General features: G+C 51.2%; 16 protein-coding genes. 9 read left to right on the top strand and 7 right to left on the bottom strand.

Annotated elements, in window-relative coordinates:
• Positions 1 to 11: 11 nt before the first annotated feature.
• Both EYZ66_RS04055 and EYZ66_RS04060 read right to left on the bottom strand, forming a co-directional pair.
• Entirely contained in the window at positions 12 to 953 is a 942-nt protein-coding gene (locus EYZ66_RS04055) for an SPFH domain-containing protein (protein ID WP_009574781.1), read from the bottom strand.
• Between the two features lies 1 nt (position 954).
• Positions 955 to 1,404, bottom strand: a complete 450-nt coding sequence (locus EYZ66_RS04060; protein WP_040815964.1) for an NfeD family protein — start codon at positions 1,402 to 1,404, stop codon at positions 955 to 957.
• A gap of 77 nt (positions 1,405 to 1,481) precedes the next feature.
• Here EYZ66_RS04060 and EYZ66_RS14190 point away from each other — a divergent pair, with 77 nt between their 5' ends.
• The 5 genes from EYZ66_RS14190 (at position 1,482) to EYZ66_RS04085 (ending at position 5,942) form a co-directional block, all read left to right on the top strand.
• On the top strand, positions 1,482 to 2,588 hold the full coding sequence (locus tag EYZ66_RS14190) for a hotdog family protein (protein WP_009574783.1): 1,107 nt from the start codon (positions 1,482 to 1,484) through the stop codon (positions 2,586 to 2,588).
• Positions 2,589 to 2,610: 22 nt separating this feature from the next.
• The gene (locus tag EYZ66_RS04070) at positions 2,611 to 3,426 is read left to right on the top strand and encodes an SDR family NAD(P)-dependent oxidoreductase (protein WP_009574784.1); all 816 of its coding nucleotides are present in this window, start codon (positions 2,611 to 2,613) and stop codon (positions 3,424 to 3,426) included.
• 118 nt (positions 3,427 to 3,544) lie between these two features.
• Positions 3,545 to 4,483, top strand: coding sequence for a D-hexose-6-phosphate mutarotase (locus tag EYZ66_RS04075; protein WP_009574785.1), 939 nt, complete (start codon positions 3,545 to 3,547; stop codon positions 4,481 to 4,483).
• Between the two features lie 33 nt (positions 4,484 to 4,516).
• Positions 4,517 to 5,260 carry an SDR family NAD(P)-dependent oxidoreductase gene (locus EYZ66_RS04080; protein WP_009574786.1) on the top strand — a complete coding sequence of 248 codons (744 nt, stop codon included), beginning with the start codon at positions 4,517 to 4,519 and terminating at the stop codon, positions 5,258 to 5,260.
• 85 nt (positions 5,261 to 5,345) lie between these two features.
• The gene (locus EYZ66_RS04085; protein ID WP_009574787.1) at positions 5,346 to 5,942 is read left to right on the top strand and encodes a 2-hydroxychromene-2-carboxylate isomerase; all 597 of its coding nucleotides are present in this window, start codon (positions 5,346 to 5,348) and stop codon (positions 5,940 to 5,942) included.
• Between the two features lie 57 nt (positions 5,943 to 5,999).
• Here the strand turns inward: EYZ66_RS04085 and EYZ66_RS04090 are convergent, their stop codons facing one another.
• Entirely contained in the window at positions 6,000 to 6,287 is a 288-nt protein-coding gene (locus EYZ66_RS04090; protein ID WP_009574788.1) for a DUF1330 domain-containing protein, read from the bottom strand.
• A 196-nt stretch (positions 6,288 to 6,483) separates the two neighbouring features.
• Positions 6,484 to 8,988, bottom strand: a complete 2,505-nt coding sequence (locus EYZ66_RS04095) for a sulfotransferase family protein (protein WP_083814325.1) — start codon at positions 8,986 to 8,988, stop codon at positions 6,484 to 6,486.
• Positions 8,989 to 9,183: 195 nt separating this feature from the next.
• Between EYZ66_RS04095 and EYZ66_RS04100 the strand changes: the two genes are divergently transcribed.
• Positions 9,184 to 9,840, top strand: a complete 657-nt coding sequence (locus tag EYZ66_RS04100; protein ID WP_009574791.1) for a TetR/AcrR family transcriptional regulator — start codon at positions 9,184 to 9,186, stop codon at positions 9,838 to 9,840.
• Here EYZ66_RS04100 and arsB read toward each other — a convergent pair.
• On the bottom strand, positions 9,833 to 10,867 hold the full coding sequence (gene arsB, locus EYZ66_RS04105; RefSeq protein WP_009574792.1) for an ACR3 family arsenite efflux transporter: 1,035 nt from the start codon (positions 10,865 to 10,867) through the stop codon (positions 9,833 to 9,835). The genes EYZ66_RS04100 and arsB overlap by 8 nt on opposite strands.
• Positions 10,867 to 11,346, bottom strand: coding sequence for an arsenate reductase ArsC (locus tag EYZ66_RS04110; RefSeq protein WP_009574793.1), 480 nt, complete (start codon positions 11,344 to 11,346; stop codon positions 10,867 to 10,869). Before EYZ66_RS04110 ends, arsB begins: the two co-directional genes overlap by 1 nt.
• A 143-nt stretch (positions 11,347 to 11,489) precedes the next feature.
• Between EYZ66_RS04110 and EYZ66_RS04115 the strand changes: the two genes are divergently transcribed.
• Both EYZ66_RS04115 and glpK read left to right on the top strand, forming a co-directional pair.
• Entirely contained in the window at positions 11,490 to 12,095 is a 606-nt protein-coding gene (locus tag EYZ66_RS04115; protein ID WP_009574794.1) for a hypothetical protein, read from the top strand.
• Positions 12,096 to 12,192: 97 nt separating this feature from the next.
• The gene (gene glpK, locus EYZ66_RS04120) at positions 12,193 to 13,671 is read left to right on the top strand and encodes a glycerol kinase GlpK (protein ID WP_160195604.1); all 1,479 of its coding nucleotides are present in this window, start codon (positions 12,193 to 12,195) and stop codon (positions 13,669 to 13,671) included.
• Between the two features lie 49 nt (positions 13,672 to 13,720).
• Here glpK and EYZ66_RS04125 read toward each other — a convergent pair whose 3' ends face one another.
• Positions 13,721 to 14,935, bottom strand: a complete 1,215-nt coding sequence (locus tag EYZ66_RS04125; protein ID WP_009574796.1) for a saccharopine dehydrogenase family protein — start codon at positions 14,933 to 14,935, stop codon at positions 13,721 to 13,723.
• Positions 14,936 to 15,086: 151 nt separating this feature from the next.
• Here EYZ66_RS04125 and EYZ66_RS04130 point away from each other — a divergent pair, with 151 nt between their 5' ends.
• Positions 15,087 to 15,392, top strand: a complete 306-nt coding sequence (locus EYZ66_RS04130) for a hypothetical protein (protein ID WP_040815967.1) — start codon at positions 15,087 to 15,089, stop codon at positions 15,390 to 15,392.
• Positions 15,393 to 15,398: the final 6 nt, after the last annotated feature.

Below are 15,398 nucleotides of genomic sequence, written 5' to 3' on the forward strand. Positions count from 1 at the left end.
CTGGGTGGTGATTAGTTTTCTGTTGTCACCCTCGATTCCCGAGCGGCTTCCATCGATTTCATCACCGTTGCTACCATGCCGCCCACATCACCTAAGTTAGAGGGAATGATGAGGGTATTGTTCGTCTTAGCGAGTTGCCCAAATTCTTTAACGTATTGCTCGGCAACGCGCAGGTTAACCGCGTCCAGTCCACCTTCTTCGTTAATGGCAGCGGCGATCGTTCTCAGGCCATGGGCGGTTGCCTCAGCGATAAGACGAATCTCGCTGGCTTTCCCCTCTGCTTCATTGATTTGCTTGAGCTTTTGACCCTCTGATAAGTTGATCATCTCTTGCTTGGCGCCCTCAGAGACGTTGATTTGCGCTTGGCGTTCGCCCTCAGATTTGGCGACGACGGCGCGGCGCTCACGTTCGGCGCGCATCTGTTTTTCCAGGGCATCTGTGACCGACGCGGGCGGCATGATGTCTTTGACTTCGTAGCGCAGTACTTTAATGCCCCAAGGTTCAGCGGCCTTGTCAACCGTTTCGACCACACGGGCGTTGATGACATCACGCTCTTCAAAGGTTTTGTCTAACTCGATTTTACCAATTTCGGATCGAAGCGTAGTCTGAGCCAATTGTGTGGTAGCGAAGTAGTAATCGGTAATGCCGTAGCTGGCGGCCCGAGCGTCGACGACCTGCAGATAAATGATGCCATCGATGTCGACCTGGATATTGTCTCGCGTAATGCAAGTTTGCTGAGAGACATCTACGGCGATTTCTTTCATGGAGTGCTTGTAAGCAACTTTATCCAAAAACGGAATCAAAATATGGAAACCAGCGTCAAGAGTGCGTGAGTACTTGCCCAAGCGTTCTATGACGAATTGCTCGCGCTGTGGCACGATGCGGGCCGTTTTCGCGACGGTAACGATGACAAAAATAGAAAAGCCAATGGCTAAAATTAGAGAAATATCCATGCTATGCCTCCTTCTGGATAATAAGAGTTGAACCCTGACGTCCTGTAATAAGTACACGTTCACCCGCATTCACGGTTTCGCCGTTTGCCGATTTGGCGCTCCAATGCGCGTCGCGATAGGTGACTTTGCCAAAGGCACTGTCATTGTCGAAACCGTTAAGCACCGTCGCGTAGTGTCCGATGTAGTCGTCGTCGGGGGTGTCGGTGTCGGCCACTAAGCTCCCACCTTGGAACCAAGCTTTGAAACGATTGCGCAGCGTCAACAATAATCCGCCGGATAAAATTCCAAACAGCCACAGTTGATATGTGGTGTCGGTTAGCACGCCCCACCAGGCAAGTAAGCCAACGACTAAGGCACTGATACCAAAGAAAATGACAATAAGTCCGGGTACGATGAATTCGGCTAAGATCATGCCGATACCCAGTACGATCCAAATAAGTTCCACTGACATGTTCGCTCCTTACGGTTTCACTAGCGACGCATCTAGTGTGCGTTTGTTTACGTTTAAAAGCGAGAATTTTGCGTTGAATGGTTGCTGAGAGCGATAAGTTGCAGGGCATAGTCACGATGGATGTCGCCAAAAGTTGTGCTGGTATTCAATCGAATCTACAATTGAATCTGAATTCAATTTCAGGTTTTGGTTGGGATATGACAGAAAAAGAACAGCTCTCGGCACTCACCGGTATCCGACGCGGGCCCTATATTGCGTTTAACCCAGTCAGTGCTGTGCAAATTTGGCAATGGTGTTCGGTCATGGGTGAACAGCAGGCGCGCTATCAGACAGGCTCTGATCAGCTCGCGCCCTTGGCTATGATGCAAATGTGGACCATGCGTGACTATTATGACCGCTATGCGCCGGGTTCAACGAGCGACCGCCCTTACCAAGTGTTTGATGACATGAGTGCCATGGGTTACGACTCGAATGTTGCCGTCAGCTATGACATCGAGTTTTTGCGACATTTACGGGTGGGCGAGTGGCCTAGACACTACACCACCGTTGTTAATATAAGCGACAAAAAGACCACATCGCTCGGTGTAGGCTATTTTGTGACGGAGCGGGTTGAATACACGACCGATGCTTCTGACGTATTTGCCTACGCCAATATCACGTATTTTCAGTATCAGGCAGTCGCGGTAGAGACGGCGTCTTCGGCGTCCGGTCCAAGCACCGACATCTCGGTGGATATCAGCACTCCGACCATGCTGGATTCAAGCGGTTTGGCCTTGGATTGGCGTAACGCTAAGCCCAGTCAGGCCTTGGCTGAGTGGCACCTTCCTATTACACATCGTTTAATCGTTGGTGGAGCGCTGGCGACCCAAGACTTCATCCCAGTGCACCACAACGCGCTGGCGGCCCGCGCCGCAGGTATGCCCGATATTTTTATGAACATACTGACAACGAGCGGGCTGGTGTGCACCTATTTGAATGCTTGCGCAGGTGAGGGCAGCTTTATCAGAAGCCTTAAGTTCAGTTTGATGGCGCCGAACGTGCCGGGCGACGTGATGACGCTTCAGGGGCAGATCCAAGAATTAACGAAGGTAGACGGCGTGACTGAGGCCAGCATTGTGTTTGTGGGCAAAAACGGCTTGGGTGTGCATACCCAAGGCAGTGCGTTGATTGAGATATCGAACTGAACTACAGTTAAAGGACACGTTAATGACAGCAAAACGATTCGAAGGCAAAGTCGCCATTGTAACTGGCGGTAGTATGGGTATCGGTCGCAGTACAGTGCTGCAATTAGCGGCAGAGGGCGCGCACGTCGTCAGCTGTGCGCGGCGCAAACCCAAGCTCGACGAGCTGGAGGAAAAAGTTAAGGCTTTGGGTGGCAGCTTCACGGGTTATGGTTTAGATGTGGGCGATACGGATGCGTTTGCGGCCATGATTAAAGAAACCGCTGAGCGCCATGGTCGCCTCGATTTGTTGGTCAACAACGCGCCCTCGGTGATTGGTGGCATGGTTGTAGATCAGACACTGGAGGCTTGGAAATCGAACTTTGGTATTGGTGTGCACAGTGTCTTCATCGGTGTCCAAGCCGCGTTGCGCATCATGCAGCCGCAGGGCAGTGGGTCGATCGTTAATGTGTCATCGGTAAGCAGTTTGCGCGCGGGCTTAGCTTCGGGCGCCTATGGCGCGGCAAAAGCGGCGTTGAATCAGTTTAGTCAATGCGCGGCAATGGAAGCCGCACCTTACAACGTGCGTGTGAACGTCGTCGCTCCGGGTGCTGTGGATACCCCAGGGCTTAATGCATCGGTGCGTAAGAACGAAGCGGTCAAAAAAATTATGACCGACTCGATCCCTATGCGACGAGCGGCAACCCCAGAGGAAGTGGCTAAAGCAATATGTTTTTTGGGGTCGGACGATTCCTCGTTCATCACGGGTGTCATTTTACCGGTCGATGGTGGCAAAACGCCTCAGCTGTATGTGCCTGCTTTTGATATTACGAACCTAGATAATCAAGCAGAAGATCGTTAAGCCATCGCTTGGTCGTTTTTTTAACCTCGAGTGGCTGCGGGGGCTTGAGCATTTTGCTGCGCTGTGGTTTTGTGTCCAGTTTATGGGTTGTGGCGTGACACAGGCACGGAATAAGATTATGAGCACAGCGCAAGTTCTAAGTGAATTGCAAACTCAATACGCCTCGTTTCCTGAGGTGCGTTTTTTTGAGGGTAAGGGGGGGTTACCCTTTGTTCGGGTGAGTAACCGTTTCTGCGATGCCGAGATCTCATTGCTCGGTGGCCAAATACTATCGTTCAGCCCTAAAGACCAGGCGCAGCCCGTGTTGTTTTGCTCGGACGCTGCGTATTTCGAGCTTGGCAAAGGTATCAAGGGTGGGGCACCCGTGTGCTGGCCGTGGTTTGGCGATCATCCCGACGGCTTGGGCGCTCACGGTTTTGCGCGGAGCAACCTCTGGAGGGTAGACAGTATTGAGCGTGATGACTGCGAGGTCATCGAGCTTGTGCTGAGTCTTCCCGCAGAAGTATGTGCGCAGACTCCCGAGTGGCAAGGTGTCCGACTCAGCACCAAGATTCGTGTGGGTAAATGGCTAACGATTGCGTTGATCACTGAGAATGGCTCGGATAAGGCCGTGTCGTTAAGCCAAGCCCTGCATACCTACTTCCAAGTCTCAGATTGCCGCACGATCCATATTGAAGGCCTAGAAAATAATACCTACCTTGACAAGCCCAGCAATTTCCAACGCCAAGCAGCGGCTGGCAAGGCGATTACGGTTAACGCCGAAGTGGACCGTGTTTACGAGAATGTTCATTCGCCTATCACACTACTGGACCCCAATTGGAATCGCAGTATCACGCTAACCAGTGAAGGCAGTGCAAGTGCTGTGGTGTGGAACCCTTGGGTCGAAAAATCAAAAGCCATGAATGACTTTGGTGATAATGAGTATACTCAAATGGTCTGTATAGAAACGACTAACGCGGCATCCGATGCGCGGGTGATTGACTCAGGGCAAACGCACACCATGCAGGTCAAAATTCACCCGAAGGCTGTCGATTCGCGATCTGTAGTTATAACCTAGGCCAGCGTTGGGAAACGACCATGAGGGTTTTTAATGGAAAGTACATCGGATAATCAAGGCAAGGTCGTATTAGTCATTGGGGCGGGGGACGCGATCGGCAGCGCGATTGCGACGCGCTTTGCGCAAGAGGGGTATACCGTTTGCATGGCACGCAGAAACGGTGATCGTCTGGCACCGCTCGTCGACGAGCTGAACCAGCAAGGTCTTACCGCCTACGCTTTCACTTGCGATGCGCGTAAAGAAGACGAGTTGATTGGATTATTTGAACAGGTCGAATCGAGCATCGGCGCCCTGGAGGTAGTTGTGTTCAATATTGGCGCCAACGTGCCGATGAAGATCGTAGATACCGACAGCCGCAAGTTTTTCAAAATTTGGGAAATGGCGTGTTTCAGTGGGTTTTTAACGGGCCGAGAAGCCGCTAAGCGCATGCTGACGCGCGGTCAGGGCACGATCATATTTACCGGCGCGACTGCCAGCCTGCGCGGTGCCGCGGGCTTTGGCGCGTTCGCCAGTGCCAAAGCGGGTTTGCGCGCTATGGCGCAAAGCTTGGCAAAAGAGATGGGACCTAAAAATATTCACGTCGCGCATGTTGTTATTGATGCCCCCGTAGATACTGCCTGGATTATGGAAAATGTGCGTGAAGCCTCTGAGTTAAAAGCTAATGATGGACTCGTGGTGCCCGCGCACTTAGCCGAAAATTACCTGATGCTGCATAATCAGCCCCGCGATGCTTGGACTTTTGAGTTGGATATTCGACCTTGGTCAGAATCCTGGTAGCGCATAATCAGCAAGGTCTATCAGGGGCTAACTAGGGGCAAAGCCTCCGGTTATGACGGCAAGACTCAAATATTAAGGATTAACCATGGAACTGGATTTTTACTTTGATTTTGGCAGCCCTGCCTCGTATTTAGCCTACAAGCGTTTGAGACAGCTGGAATCGAAATACGATTTAACTGTGCATTGGCTGCCTATGTTGTTGGGTGGAGTTTTTAAAGCCACAGGTAACGTGTCGCCCGTCACCGTTGCCGCAAAGGGCAACTACATGGTGAATCAAGATTTTCCGCGCTTTGCCAAACGCTACAGCGTGCCCATGCAGTTTAATCCTTATTTCCCGATTAATACCTTGAATCTAATGCGCGGGGCGGTAGCGGCGCAAGATGAGGGCGTGTTTGATCGTTACGCGGATGCTGTGTTTGACGCCATGTGGCAAGAGCAGTTAGACCTTGGGCAGGTTGATGTCGTGGTAAAAACTCTGCAAAACGCGGGTTTGGACGCTATGGCACTGTTGGAATTAACCCAAAGTGATGCGATCAAACAAACCTTGATTGCTAACACCAACCAGGCTATTGATCGGGGTGTGTTTGGAGCGCCCACAATGTTTGTGGGCGACGAGATGTATTTTGGCCAGGACCGCTTGGACTTTATTGAGGCGGATTTAAAGGCAGATCGAGGGTCTTAATTGAAAATGCGGGGCTGTTTGTAGGAATAGCCCTGTGGCGCTGCCTTACTGTGTTTGCTACATTCCCTCAACCAAGATGATTCTTGCGGTGCTTGATTTCATGCGAATCTCTTTGGTGCGCTGATACGGCTCGCAGTCATAGAAAGACAATGCAGCGTCCATCGATGGGAATTCAAGCAGTACCATGCGGTTCGGCTCCCAATCGCCTTCGATGACTTTGTGGTCACCACCACGCGCCAGGTAGCGTCCACCGATGGCCTCGATGGCGGGTTTTACTTCGGCCATATACTCTTGGTATAGCGCTAAATCGTGGATATCCACGTCGTACACAACGTAAGCAGTCACAGTATGCTCCCTGAGTTTTCTTGATTTGTGCGCTCAGTATGACCGTGCTCAGTCATGCAGACTGTCGTTTATGCGACAGTTTATTGGGCGGACATCGGGGCTGGGGGACTTTACGTGTTAATCTTGATTGTTGGGTGGCCTCTGTCGCAAAAAAGCCCCAGATAGGGGCTCTTGGGTGCGCTGTATCTCGCGTTGGCTAGAAGTTTCGAAACCGTTTTTGAACGGCTCGCTGTCTTGCCATAACTTCATGTAAACGCTCTTCTGGTGTAACTCTGACAGTGTCTTCGGGCAGGTGGCTGGCGACTTCACTAAACGCTACTCTGGTGGCGCTAATGGTGGGCCAAACCTCTTGATCGGGTGTTTCGCTATAAGCCCAACGTGGCGCCATAAAACCCTCTTTGTGGCCCGTGGTGTCGAGCCAATTCGCAACACCAGGATCGGTGTGGGCAACAACTAAACGATACTTTCCATCGCTGCTTTGCGTCATTTGGTGTCGATTCAGGCTACCAGTTCTGCAGCCATATTCCAGCGACTCTCCCCACAAATTCGCCAGCTGAAAGCCCATATATTGGGGTTGTGTGGGTACTGTCATCTCGACAATCAGAGCTTCATCGGGCTCAAGTTCAAATACTCCGCCGGCATATAAATTGGTGCTCATGCCGCCGCCTGTGGCACCTGATGCTGCGTTAATGGTGTTAAACGCGTTACGCGGGAACGCCACTCCGGGAATAGAGCCTTGTCGTTCACCATAAGTCCCCATGGGGATCGTCCAAAACGCATTCCAGAACAGCATTTGGTTGCGTGCTATTTCGCCGCAGCGTTGCAGTTCAGCAACGGCTCGATCAACCGTGTAATCAGGGCGGTTGCTCCATGTTTGTTCTTGGGGTTCCAGAGTAAAGTGAATGGCTTCTTCCATGTCCCAGTCGTTGAAGAGCTGACGGCCAGTCAGGTAAGTGGCATAGCGCTCGGGCGCAACACTTGAATCTTCGGGATGGGGGTGCTTGACCACTTTCAGAGTCGAGATAAAGTTGCCCTCAAAACCCGCTGGACGCTCGGGTGCCAATAGAATCTCGAAGCTGCCATTGTCATCGACTGCAATGCTGGATGAATCCAAACGGCCGGTTTGAATGCGCATGCCCGGGCGAAGTTCTGTGAGCTTACCGGAATCACCTGATAAGTCGCGCCAGCTGGCCTCAAAAATCAGGTAGTGCGGCGCTTTGGGTTGGTCATCGTTAACCGCTTCCCCGCGCCAATGGGCGGTCTGATGCGTTTTGCCCCGAAGCCAGTAGGCTTTCGAACCGTCGATGGGCGCGTAGAAGTAAATGGCATCGGCATTATCGATTGTGGCTCGTGTGATGGGGCTTAGCATGTTTCTGAATTCAGGTGCCTCGCGGTTTTCATGAAATGCGCGTTCGATTGCGGAGTGCGCAAAGCCCATTAAGTAGCGGTAGCCCTCGGCGAGAATCCGGTCATTCTCGGGTGGCGGCATAAGTTTGGGGTCGTCGATGGCATTGCGCGCCATCTGTAGGGCACTCATCATATCGTCCCAAGCTCGGCGTAAGTTGGCTCGACTCGACAGCGACCAGTCGTATTCGTCAAACCATTCGGCCAGTTCGTCTTCTATGCGTTCTGCTGTGATGGCGTAGTCTGCCAATTTATATTTGAAGGTCGATGTGTGTTGTGTTTCGCGTTGCTCTTGTTGATTTAAGTAGTTTTGATAGTCCGCAGTGATGGGTAAATCTAGGGCCTCGTAAACCTTAGCTATGGTTGCACCGGGCGCGGTGGTGAGCTCTCGATAGTCCACAAACAACTGTGGTGTTTGGGGGCGTTTAGCCAGGGCCTGCTTCGGAATTTTAAAGGATTCCAGCGAAATTTCGGCCATGTGCTGAAGCGATACTTGGTAGTCCTCTTTCTTCCAGCCTTTTGCTTTCCAGCTGCCCTCCATCAGCTTAAGCGCGCTGGGGATACACTCCATAGGATTGCGAACGGAGACCACGATTTTAGCATCGGGAAAAGTCTCTAAGATGGCGTTGACCCAGCCTGACATCAGCGGGTTTTTGCTGAGGTGCGTGTGTTGCCCGCCGTTTAGCAAGAGCTGGCGCTTTACGCATTCTTTATAGTGATGCATCCAGCGCTGGCGTTTGCGCTCGGGTAAATCATCGACGTGAAAAATATCGATGTGTTCGAATAAAGGCATCTCAAGCGACCACTCTTGGGTGACGAACGCGCCTCGCATGACAAACTGGTCTTCTTCAGAGTTCCATAAACTCATGTTATGAATGTGACGAAACTGCCCGAACTTTTTCTCATCCCAAGCCTTTAACCGCCGTTCGAAAAAGCCACCGAGATGGTCTTTATCGAATCCCCCAAACCATCGGATAAGGTGCTTTTGTAACAGCGATGGAAACAGAGTTTCCCAGTACAAGAAATAGCTAAAACGCTGAGTATCACCCGACATAAGCCGATGTAGCAGCGTCGTGCCGCTGCGCGCATGTCCCACAATAAACACGGGCTGTTTGACTTCTTGGCGCCACAAGCCTGGAAAAAATACGTAGTCCAAAACGAAGCATAAGGTGTTGAATACCATGGTAAGAGGAACCCACAGTAACAATTTAATCATCATTCGAGAGCGTCCCGGCCAGGACTTAAATGACCAAACGCTTTGTACGACGCGAAAGTAGTAATCCCAGTCAAAGTACATAATTGCTTTCCTTATTTTTAACCACGCTAGCCTAGTCGTGATTGCTGGATCTTATCAACTCGCATAAGTTTGAGCTCTAAGATCGTTTAAATAATTGATCTTTATCGGTTTTTTAATGTTTTGTGAGGGAGCTTACGTTTTGGTGGAAATTGCTCTAGGCTTAACTGATCAAACAGTCACACGAAAAGATAGTGCATGGCCACCGATTTAGACAAGCCCATTCCGCTACCGAGAAAGTTACCGAAACAAGGTCGGTCTAAAGTGCTGGTGGACGCTCTTGTCGAGGCCTGCGAGGCCATCCTTGCAAGGGGCGACACCGAGCAGCTGACCACGAACTACATTGCTGAAGTCGCGGGTGTGAATATCGGATCTTTGTATCAGTACTTCCCCAATAAAGAAGCGATTCTAGCAACCGTGTTCACTCGCAAAATGGCGTTAGAACGCGCCGCGTTTGCGGACCAGTCAAAACAACGCATTTTGGCGCAATCGGCGCTGTCACTCAGTGCCGCGTTGGCCGAGGTGATTCGTGTTAAGGCAGAACTGCATCAGCGTTTTCTGGCTTTGCATGGCGATTTTTACAGCGACTACTACGACTTCTTCGATTTTGAAGAGACTGTGAACGAGTATGTATCGACGGACCTGCAGCAACCTACTTGGTCAGTGTGGGTGAGGTCATTGTTGAAGCATTATCAGATCGAGCTGCGCTTCGATGATCTCGACCGCGCGGCTTTTTTGGTCGCGAATATTATCGATGGTTTGCTGAGCGCAGCCGTTCGCAGCCAACCTCACTGCTTGAGCGACGACGCCTTTTTACACCAGGTTCACGTCGCGGCTTTGAATGCGATTAGTTGACGGCCTCGTCGTTGTCGAACCAGTGTTTCGTCTTGTTTGCAAAAGCCACTAGGCTAAGCATAACCGGTACCTCAACAAGTACGCCGACTACCGTGGCCAGCGCGGCGCCCGACTGCAGGCCGAACAACGAAATGGCCACCGCAACCGCCAGTTCAAAAAAATTAGAGGTGCCAATCATGCACGCGGGTGCGGCGATATTGTGAGGTAGCTGAATGGCCTTGGCCGCAGCGTAAGCAATAGCAAATATGCCATACGTTTGAATCAGTAGGGGTATGGCGATAAGTACTATGGCTACTGGCTTCGCAATAATGGTCTCGGCTTGAAACCCAAACAAAAGCACCACGGTTGCTAGCAATCCGGTAATGGATATCGGCTTGAGTGTGCTGAGGAAATTGTTCAAACGCGAGTGGTCGCTGCCGGAATCCAGCAGGCGGCGGGTTACGGCACCTGCCACTAAGGGGATGACGACATAAAGAAGCACGGAAAGCAGTAATGTATTCCAGGGCACTGTGACATCGGTAACGCCCAGCAAGAAAGCCGCTATTGGCGCAAAGGCAAAAATCATAATCAGATCATTGACCGAGACTTGAACTAGGGTGTAGTTCGCATCACCTTTTGTGAGGTTGCTCCAAACAAACACCATGGCTGTGCAAGGGGCAACACCCAGCAAGATCATGCCTGCGATATATTCTGTCGCGGTCTGCGGATCGACGAAATCGACAAACAGCACTTTAAAGAACAACCAGCCTAAGAAGGCCATGGTAAAGGGCTTGACCAGCCAGTTAATTACCAGAGTTAGCGCAAGGCCCTTGGGTTTTTTACCGACATCTTTAATGGAAGAGAAATCTACCTGCACCATCATGGGATAAATCATAATCCAGATGAAGATTGCCACGGGGATATTCACGTGGGCGACCTCAAGTGCGGCAAACCACTGGAATAATGCTGGGGTAAGATTCCCTGCAACTAGCCCCACTAGAATGCACAGGCTGACCCAAACACTCAGATAGCGTTCAAAAATACCCATTAGTTTGTCCTTTCGATAAGTTTGGAAAGTAATGTTTTTTGTTGATCGAGAGTTTTGGACATCAGGTCTAATTGCAACAGCTCATTGACTCGCGATGTGATGGTTGCGATGCATGCTTCAAAGGCGGCTTTTACTTCGGATTCGCTGCCTACAACTTTGGAAGGGTCTTTTAAACCCCAGTGCAGTGTGATTGTCTTGCCAAACCATACCGGGCATTGCTCAGCAGCAGCGCTGTCGCACACCGTGATGACGATATCGGGCTGTATCGACTCAAATTCGTCCCACGATTGGCTTCGCAATCCCTGGGTCGATACGCCGTGCTCCGCGAGGTACTTAAGCGAGAGCGGGTGAACCTCGCCTTCGGGTTGGCTGCCGGCGCTGAATGCTTGAATGCGTCCATCCGATAAGTGATTGGTGATCGCCTCGCTCAGTATGCTACGGCAGCGATTGTGAGTGCAGATATAAAGTATCTTAGTCATGGGTTTTCGCCTTGGGAGAGAATCGAATAATACCAAAATTTAAGGGTTATTGCGGTCGGAAAGTCTGTAGTCTATGGTGGAGGCCATCTCGTACAAAACCTGATGTCAGCAGTATTTGGTTCGCTATAGAATAGGGCAGCAACATGGCAAAAGAATTTCGTTTTGAAGAATTGATCAAGCGATTGCAAGCCGCCGAACGCGAGCTCGAGGCTGAGTTGCAGGCGTACTTAGCGGAGCAACGCGAGAAATTCCATTACACCTTAGAAAACGGTCGTGTGAAGTTTGAGAGCGAATTCAAGGCTTTTCAACAACGCTATCGTGTGGGTGCTTGGCGTTACCTAAAAGAGGCAAAGCTCAGCTATGTGCTGACCGCACCCATCATCTATGGCATGGTGATACCGCTAGCCTTGTTGGACTTAACCCTTACTCTGTATCAACACCTCTGTTTTAGGGTGTACCGTATACCCTTGGTGAAACGCGCCGACTACTTCGTGATAGACCGCCATCTTCTGAGCTACCTGAACGCGATCGAGAAGTTGAATTGTGTCTATTGCGGCTATGGCAATGGTGTAATTGCCTACGGCCGAGAGATTACCGCGCGAACCGAGCAATTTTGGTGCCCCATAAAGCACGCCCGTAAAGCCGCTGGCACGCATGATCGAGCCGACAAATTTTTGGAATACGGCGATGCCAATGCCTGGCGCGAGCGTATTGAGGACGTACGCACAGATTGGGGTGATTCTAACTGAAGACCTGGGATTCTAGTGTTTGTGTGCGTCAATAAGGTTTGGGCTGTAAATTTTGTTTATGATACAAAAAAGCGAAACAACGACAGGATAGACGATAGTGGCTGATTACATTTTGGCAATTGACCAAGGCACCTCAAGTTCAAGAGCGATTCTGTTTAATCGTGAAGGCGAGTTGGTGCACGTCGCTCAAGAAGAATTTCCGCAGTATTTTCCTAATGATGGTTGGGTCGAGCACGAGCCAGAAGAAATCTGGCACAGCGTAAAACATACGATTGAAGAAGTACTCGCTAAATTGCAGCCGGGCGATACCGTTGCCGGTATAGGCATAACCAATCAGCGAGAAACCACAGTGGTTTGGGATCGAGAGACAGGAAAGCCCATTCATCGTGCGATTGTATGGCAAGATCGGAGAACCGCTGAATTCTGCCTGCAGCTAAAAGACCAAGGCTTGCAAGATCAAGTTCAAGCCAAGACAGGCTTGCTGATCGACCCCTACTTTTCTGCAACCAAAGTACGCTGGTTGCTCGATAATGTGACCGGCGCGCGCGATGCGGCACAGCAGGGGCATCTGGCATTTGGCACCATCGATACCTACATTCTCTGGAAGCTGACAGAAGGTCGGGCGCATCGCACCGATGCCACCAATGCCTCGCGGACGATGATGTTCAATATTCACGATCAGGTTTGGGATGGCGATCTTTTGGCGATGTTTGATGTGCCTGCGTCGATATTGCCAGAGGTTTGCGATAGCGCCGCGGACTTTGGCGTTTGTAATGCGTCAATGTTTGGCATTGAATTGCCTATTTTGTCGATGATTGGCGATCAACAGGCGGCTTTGGTGGGTCAAACTTGCTTTGAGCAAGGCATGGCGAAAAGCACCTATGGCACAGGTTGCTTCATGATCGTTAATACGGGTGATCATGCGCTGAAGTCAGAGAATCGACTACTGACCACGATAGCGTATCGTCTCAATGGCAAAACCACCTACGCCTTAGAAGGCAGTATTTTTGTTGCGGGAGCCGCGGTGCAATGGTTGCGTGATGGTCTAAAGCTATTGGAGAACGCTGCTGAAAGTCAGGCCTTAGCAGAATCGACGCCCTTAAATCATGGCGTGTATTTGGTGCCAGCCTTCACAGGCTTAGGCGCACCTTATTGGGACCCCGATGCGCGCGGCGGTTTGTTGGGTTTAACTCGCGATACGGGCATCAAGGAGCTCGTGTCGGCGGCGTTGCAGTCGGTGTGTTATCAAACCAAAGATCTATTGTGTGCCATGGAAGCCGACGGTCAAGAGCTTAAAAGTTTGCGGGTTGATGGCGGCATGGTGGCTAACGATTGGGTTATGCAGTTTTTAGCCGACATTTTAGATACCACTGTCGAGCGCCCTCAAATAATCGAGACGACTGCGCTGGGAGCGGCTTACTTGGCTGGGTTACAAGCAGGCGTTTACGTGTCATTAGCCGAACTGGGCCAATCTTGGAGTTGCGAGCGTAGATTCAGCGCCTCTCTCGACGATACCGACCGGCAGGCGCTTTATGCCGGTTGGTTAGAGGCTGTTAAGCGAGTAATGACAAATTAATCGCAAAGCCTATAAGCCCAGCCACCATGACTGGGCGTCGGGAGCTCGCTTACAGCGTTTCGAAGGTAATGCCGGCGTTGGCCTGCAGCCTGTCCACCAATGCCTGCCCCATAGCACTCGCAGGCGTCCAGATGCCGCCGCCGCAGCTCAAATCATCGCGCGCTAGACAGACCGCAGCCTCGCCCAACATGCGCGAGGTGCCACCGTAACCTGGATCTCGATCGCCCGAGACGCGCGTTTTCACGCTCTGGTTTCCGTCTTCCGATTGCGCGTGGAAAAACATTTCAAAATGGCCGTTTAACTGCTCTTCAGGTGTTGGGCCTTCGCCGGGTTTTGGCAGGAATCGTCCCGCCAGTTTTCTGACCCAACCTAAGCCCATAATCGACGGAGTAAGCTTGCTGCCTAACGCGATATTTTTAGCTTTGCGTTGCGCCTTTTTGTCAGCACCTGTTAACTGGCGTTCGTCATAGCGAAAGGTTTTACCGTAGGGATAGTTTGCCAGCGCGTTACTTCTGCGTACGACACGTGCATTCACTGCGGCCATGAAAAATGGACCTGTCCATTGTTGGAAGTGTTCATCGAAGATCGCTTCGTTAACATCTAAACCGTCCGGACCGCTTTGTTCACCCTGCGGATTGAGAGAGTAGGGGTTTTCTAGTTCTTCTTGGATGGATTTGTCTTTGCTCATTTGCTCCATCATTACCATCATGCTGGCAATTGTTCCGCCGCTGGCACCGCCACTGAATCGGCCTACGCGCGCATTCACCTCTTGCGCGTAACTTCCAAAGCGCTCGTGCATCACGCTCTGGGCATAAAATACGCCCAAATCGCTTGGAATCGAGTCAAAACCGCAGGTGTGAACGATACGTGCGCCGCTCGCTTCCGCTGTCGATTGAAAGTGTTTGATTGTATGTCCCATCCACTGGACTTCGCCGGTTAAATCGCAGTAATGGGTGCCTTGCTTAGCGCAAGCTTCAAGTAAGGGCGTGCCATATAGCGCGTAAGGTCCCACTGTGGTGCACACGACTTTTGTTCGTGCGGCCAGTGTTTCCATGGCTGCTTGGTCGTGGCTGTCGGCTTGGAGTAGCGGGATATTAGGATTACCCAGCTCCGCGCGGACGGCTTCAAGTTTTTGTAAGTTTCGCCCCGCCATGGCCCAGTTCAGAGAGTACCCATAGGTGGACTGCAAGTGTTTAGCGACTAACGAGCCCGTAAAGCCGGTGGCACCCCAAAGTATGATTTCGAATTCTCTTGATGCGGACATTGTTATTCTCGGTGGTAGGTTTGAGTGTTAGTTTACGCGCTTTGATTGGGTTTGGCTCATCCTTATTCCCCTATAGCAGCGCATCCTCTTTCAGAATGGTCACTGTGTGTGTTACAAGGTATGGTGTTTTTATGGGTCGAGGCGTGCGGTGATGATGATTGGAGCTTTCATACTGGCAGTGTGGGCATTTTTGGCTCTGCGCTCGGTGAGGGCGGATTACCGCTACTACAAAGCGGTTCAGACCTTAGAGCCCGCGATTTGGGCGCAGTTAGGGTCGCCGAAGTTTTTGCGGATTCCTATGGCGTTTGTGTCGAGTAAGGGAGTGATATTGCTCAAGTCGATCACCAATGAGCATATCCTAGCGCTTGCCAGAAAACACCGGCAGGCTGGCATCCAGTTTATTGCCTACCTCGTGATAGTTCTTGTCGGCGCCACCGCATATTTTACACTCGCTTAACGAGTG

Origin of the sequence: Aequoribacter fuscus, assembly GCF_009910365.1 — a bacterium.
Taxonomy (GTDB): Bacteria; Pseudomonadota; Gammaproteobacteria; order Pseudomonadales; family Halieaceae; genus Aequoribacter; species Aequoribacter fuscus.

What these genes read in the sequence shown, in the direction of transcription:
- EYZ66_RS04055 (WP_009574781.1), bottom strand. Translation starts at nt 953, where the DNA reads ATGGATATTTCTCTAATTTTAGCCATTGGCTTTTCTATTTTTGTCATC.
- EYZ66_RS04060 (WP_040815964.1), bottom strand. Translation starts at nt 1,404, where the DNA reads ATGTCAGTGGAACTTATTTGGATCGTACTGGGTATCGGCATGATCTTA.
- EYZ66_RS14190 (WP_009574783.1), top strand. Translation starts at nt 1,482, where the DNA reads ATGGTTGCTGAGAGCGATAAGTTGCAGGGCATAGTCACGATGGATGTC.
- EYZ66_RS04070 (WP_009574784.1), top strand. Translation starts at nt 2,611, where the DNA reads ATGACAGCAAAACGATTCGAAGGCAAAGTCGCCATTGTAACTGGCGGT.
- EYZ66_RS04075 (WP_009574785.1), top strand. Translation starts at nt 3,545, where the DNA reads ATGAGCACAGCGCAAGTTCTAAGTGAATTGCAAACTCAATACGCCTCG.
- EYZ66_RS04080 (WP_009574786.1), top strand. Translation starts at nt 4,517, where the DNA reads ATGGAAAGTACATCGGATAATCAAGGCAAGGTCGTATTAGTCATTGGG.
- EYZ66_RS04085 (WP_009574787.1), top strand. Translation starts at nt 5,346, where the DNA reads ATGGAACTGGATTTTTACTTTGATTTTGGCAGCCCTGCCTCGTATTTA.
- EYZ66_RS04095 (WP_083814325.1), bottom strand. Translation starts at nt 8,988, where the DNA reads ATGTACTTTGACTGGGATTACTACTTTCGCGTCGTACAAAGCGTTTGG.
- EYZ66_RS04100 (WP_009574791.1), top strand. Translation starts at nt 9,184, where the DNA reads ATGGCCACCGATTTAGACAAGCCCATTCCGCTACCGAGAAAGTTACCG.
- arsB (WP_009574792.1), bottom strand. Translation starts at nt 10,867, where the DNA reads ATGGGTATTTTTGAACGCTATCTGAGTGTTTGGGTCAGCCTGTGCATT.
- EYZ66_RS04110 (WP_009574793.1), bottom strand. Translation starts at nt 11,346, where the DNA reads ATGACTAAGATACTTTATATCTGCACTCACAATCGCTGCCGTAGCATA.
- EYZ66_RS04115 (WP_009574794.1), top strand. Translation starts at nt 11,490, where the DNA reads ATGGCAAAAGAATTTCGTTTTGAAGAATTGATCAAGCGATTGCAAGCC.
- EYZ66_RS04125 (WP_009574796.1), bottom strand. Translation starts at nt 14,935, where the DNA reads ATGTCCGCATCAAGAGAATTCGAAATCATACTTTGGGGTGCCACCGGC.
- EYZ66_RS04130 (WP_040815967.1), top strand. Translation starts at nt 15,087, where the DNA reads ATGATGATTGGAGCTTTCATACTGGCAGTGTGGGCATTTTTGGCTCTG.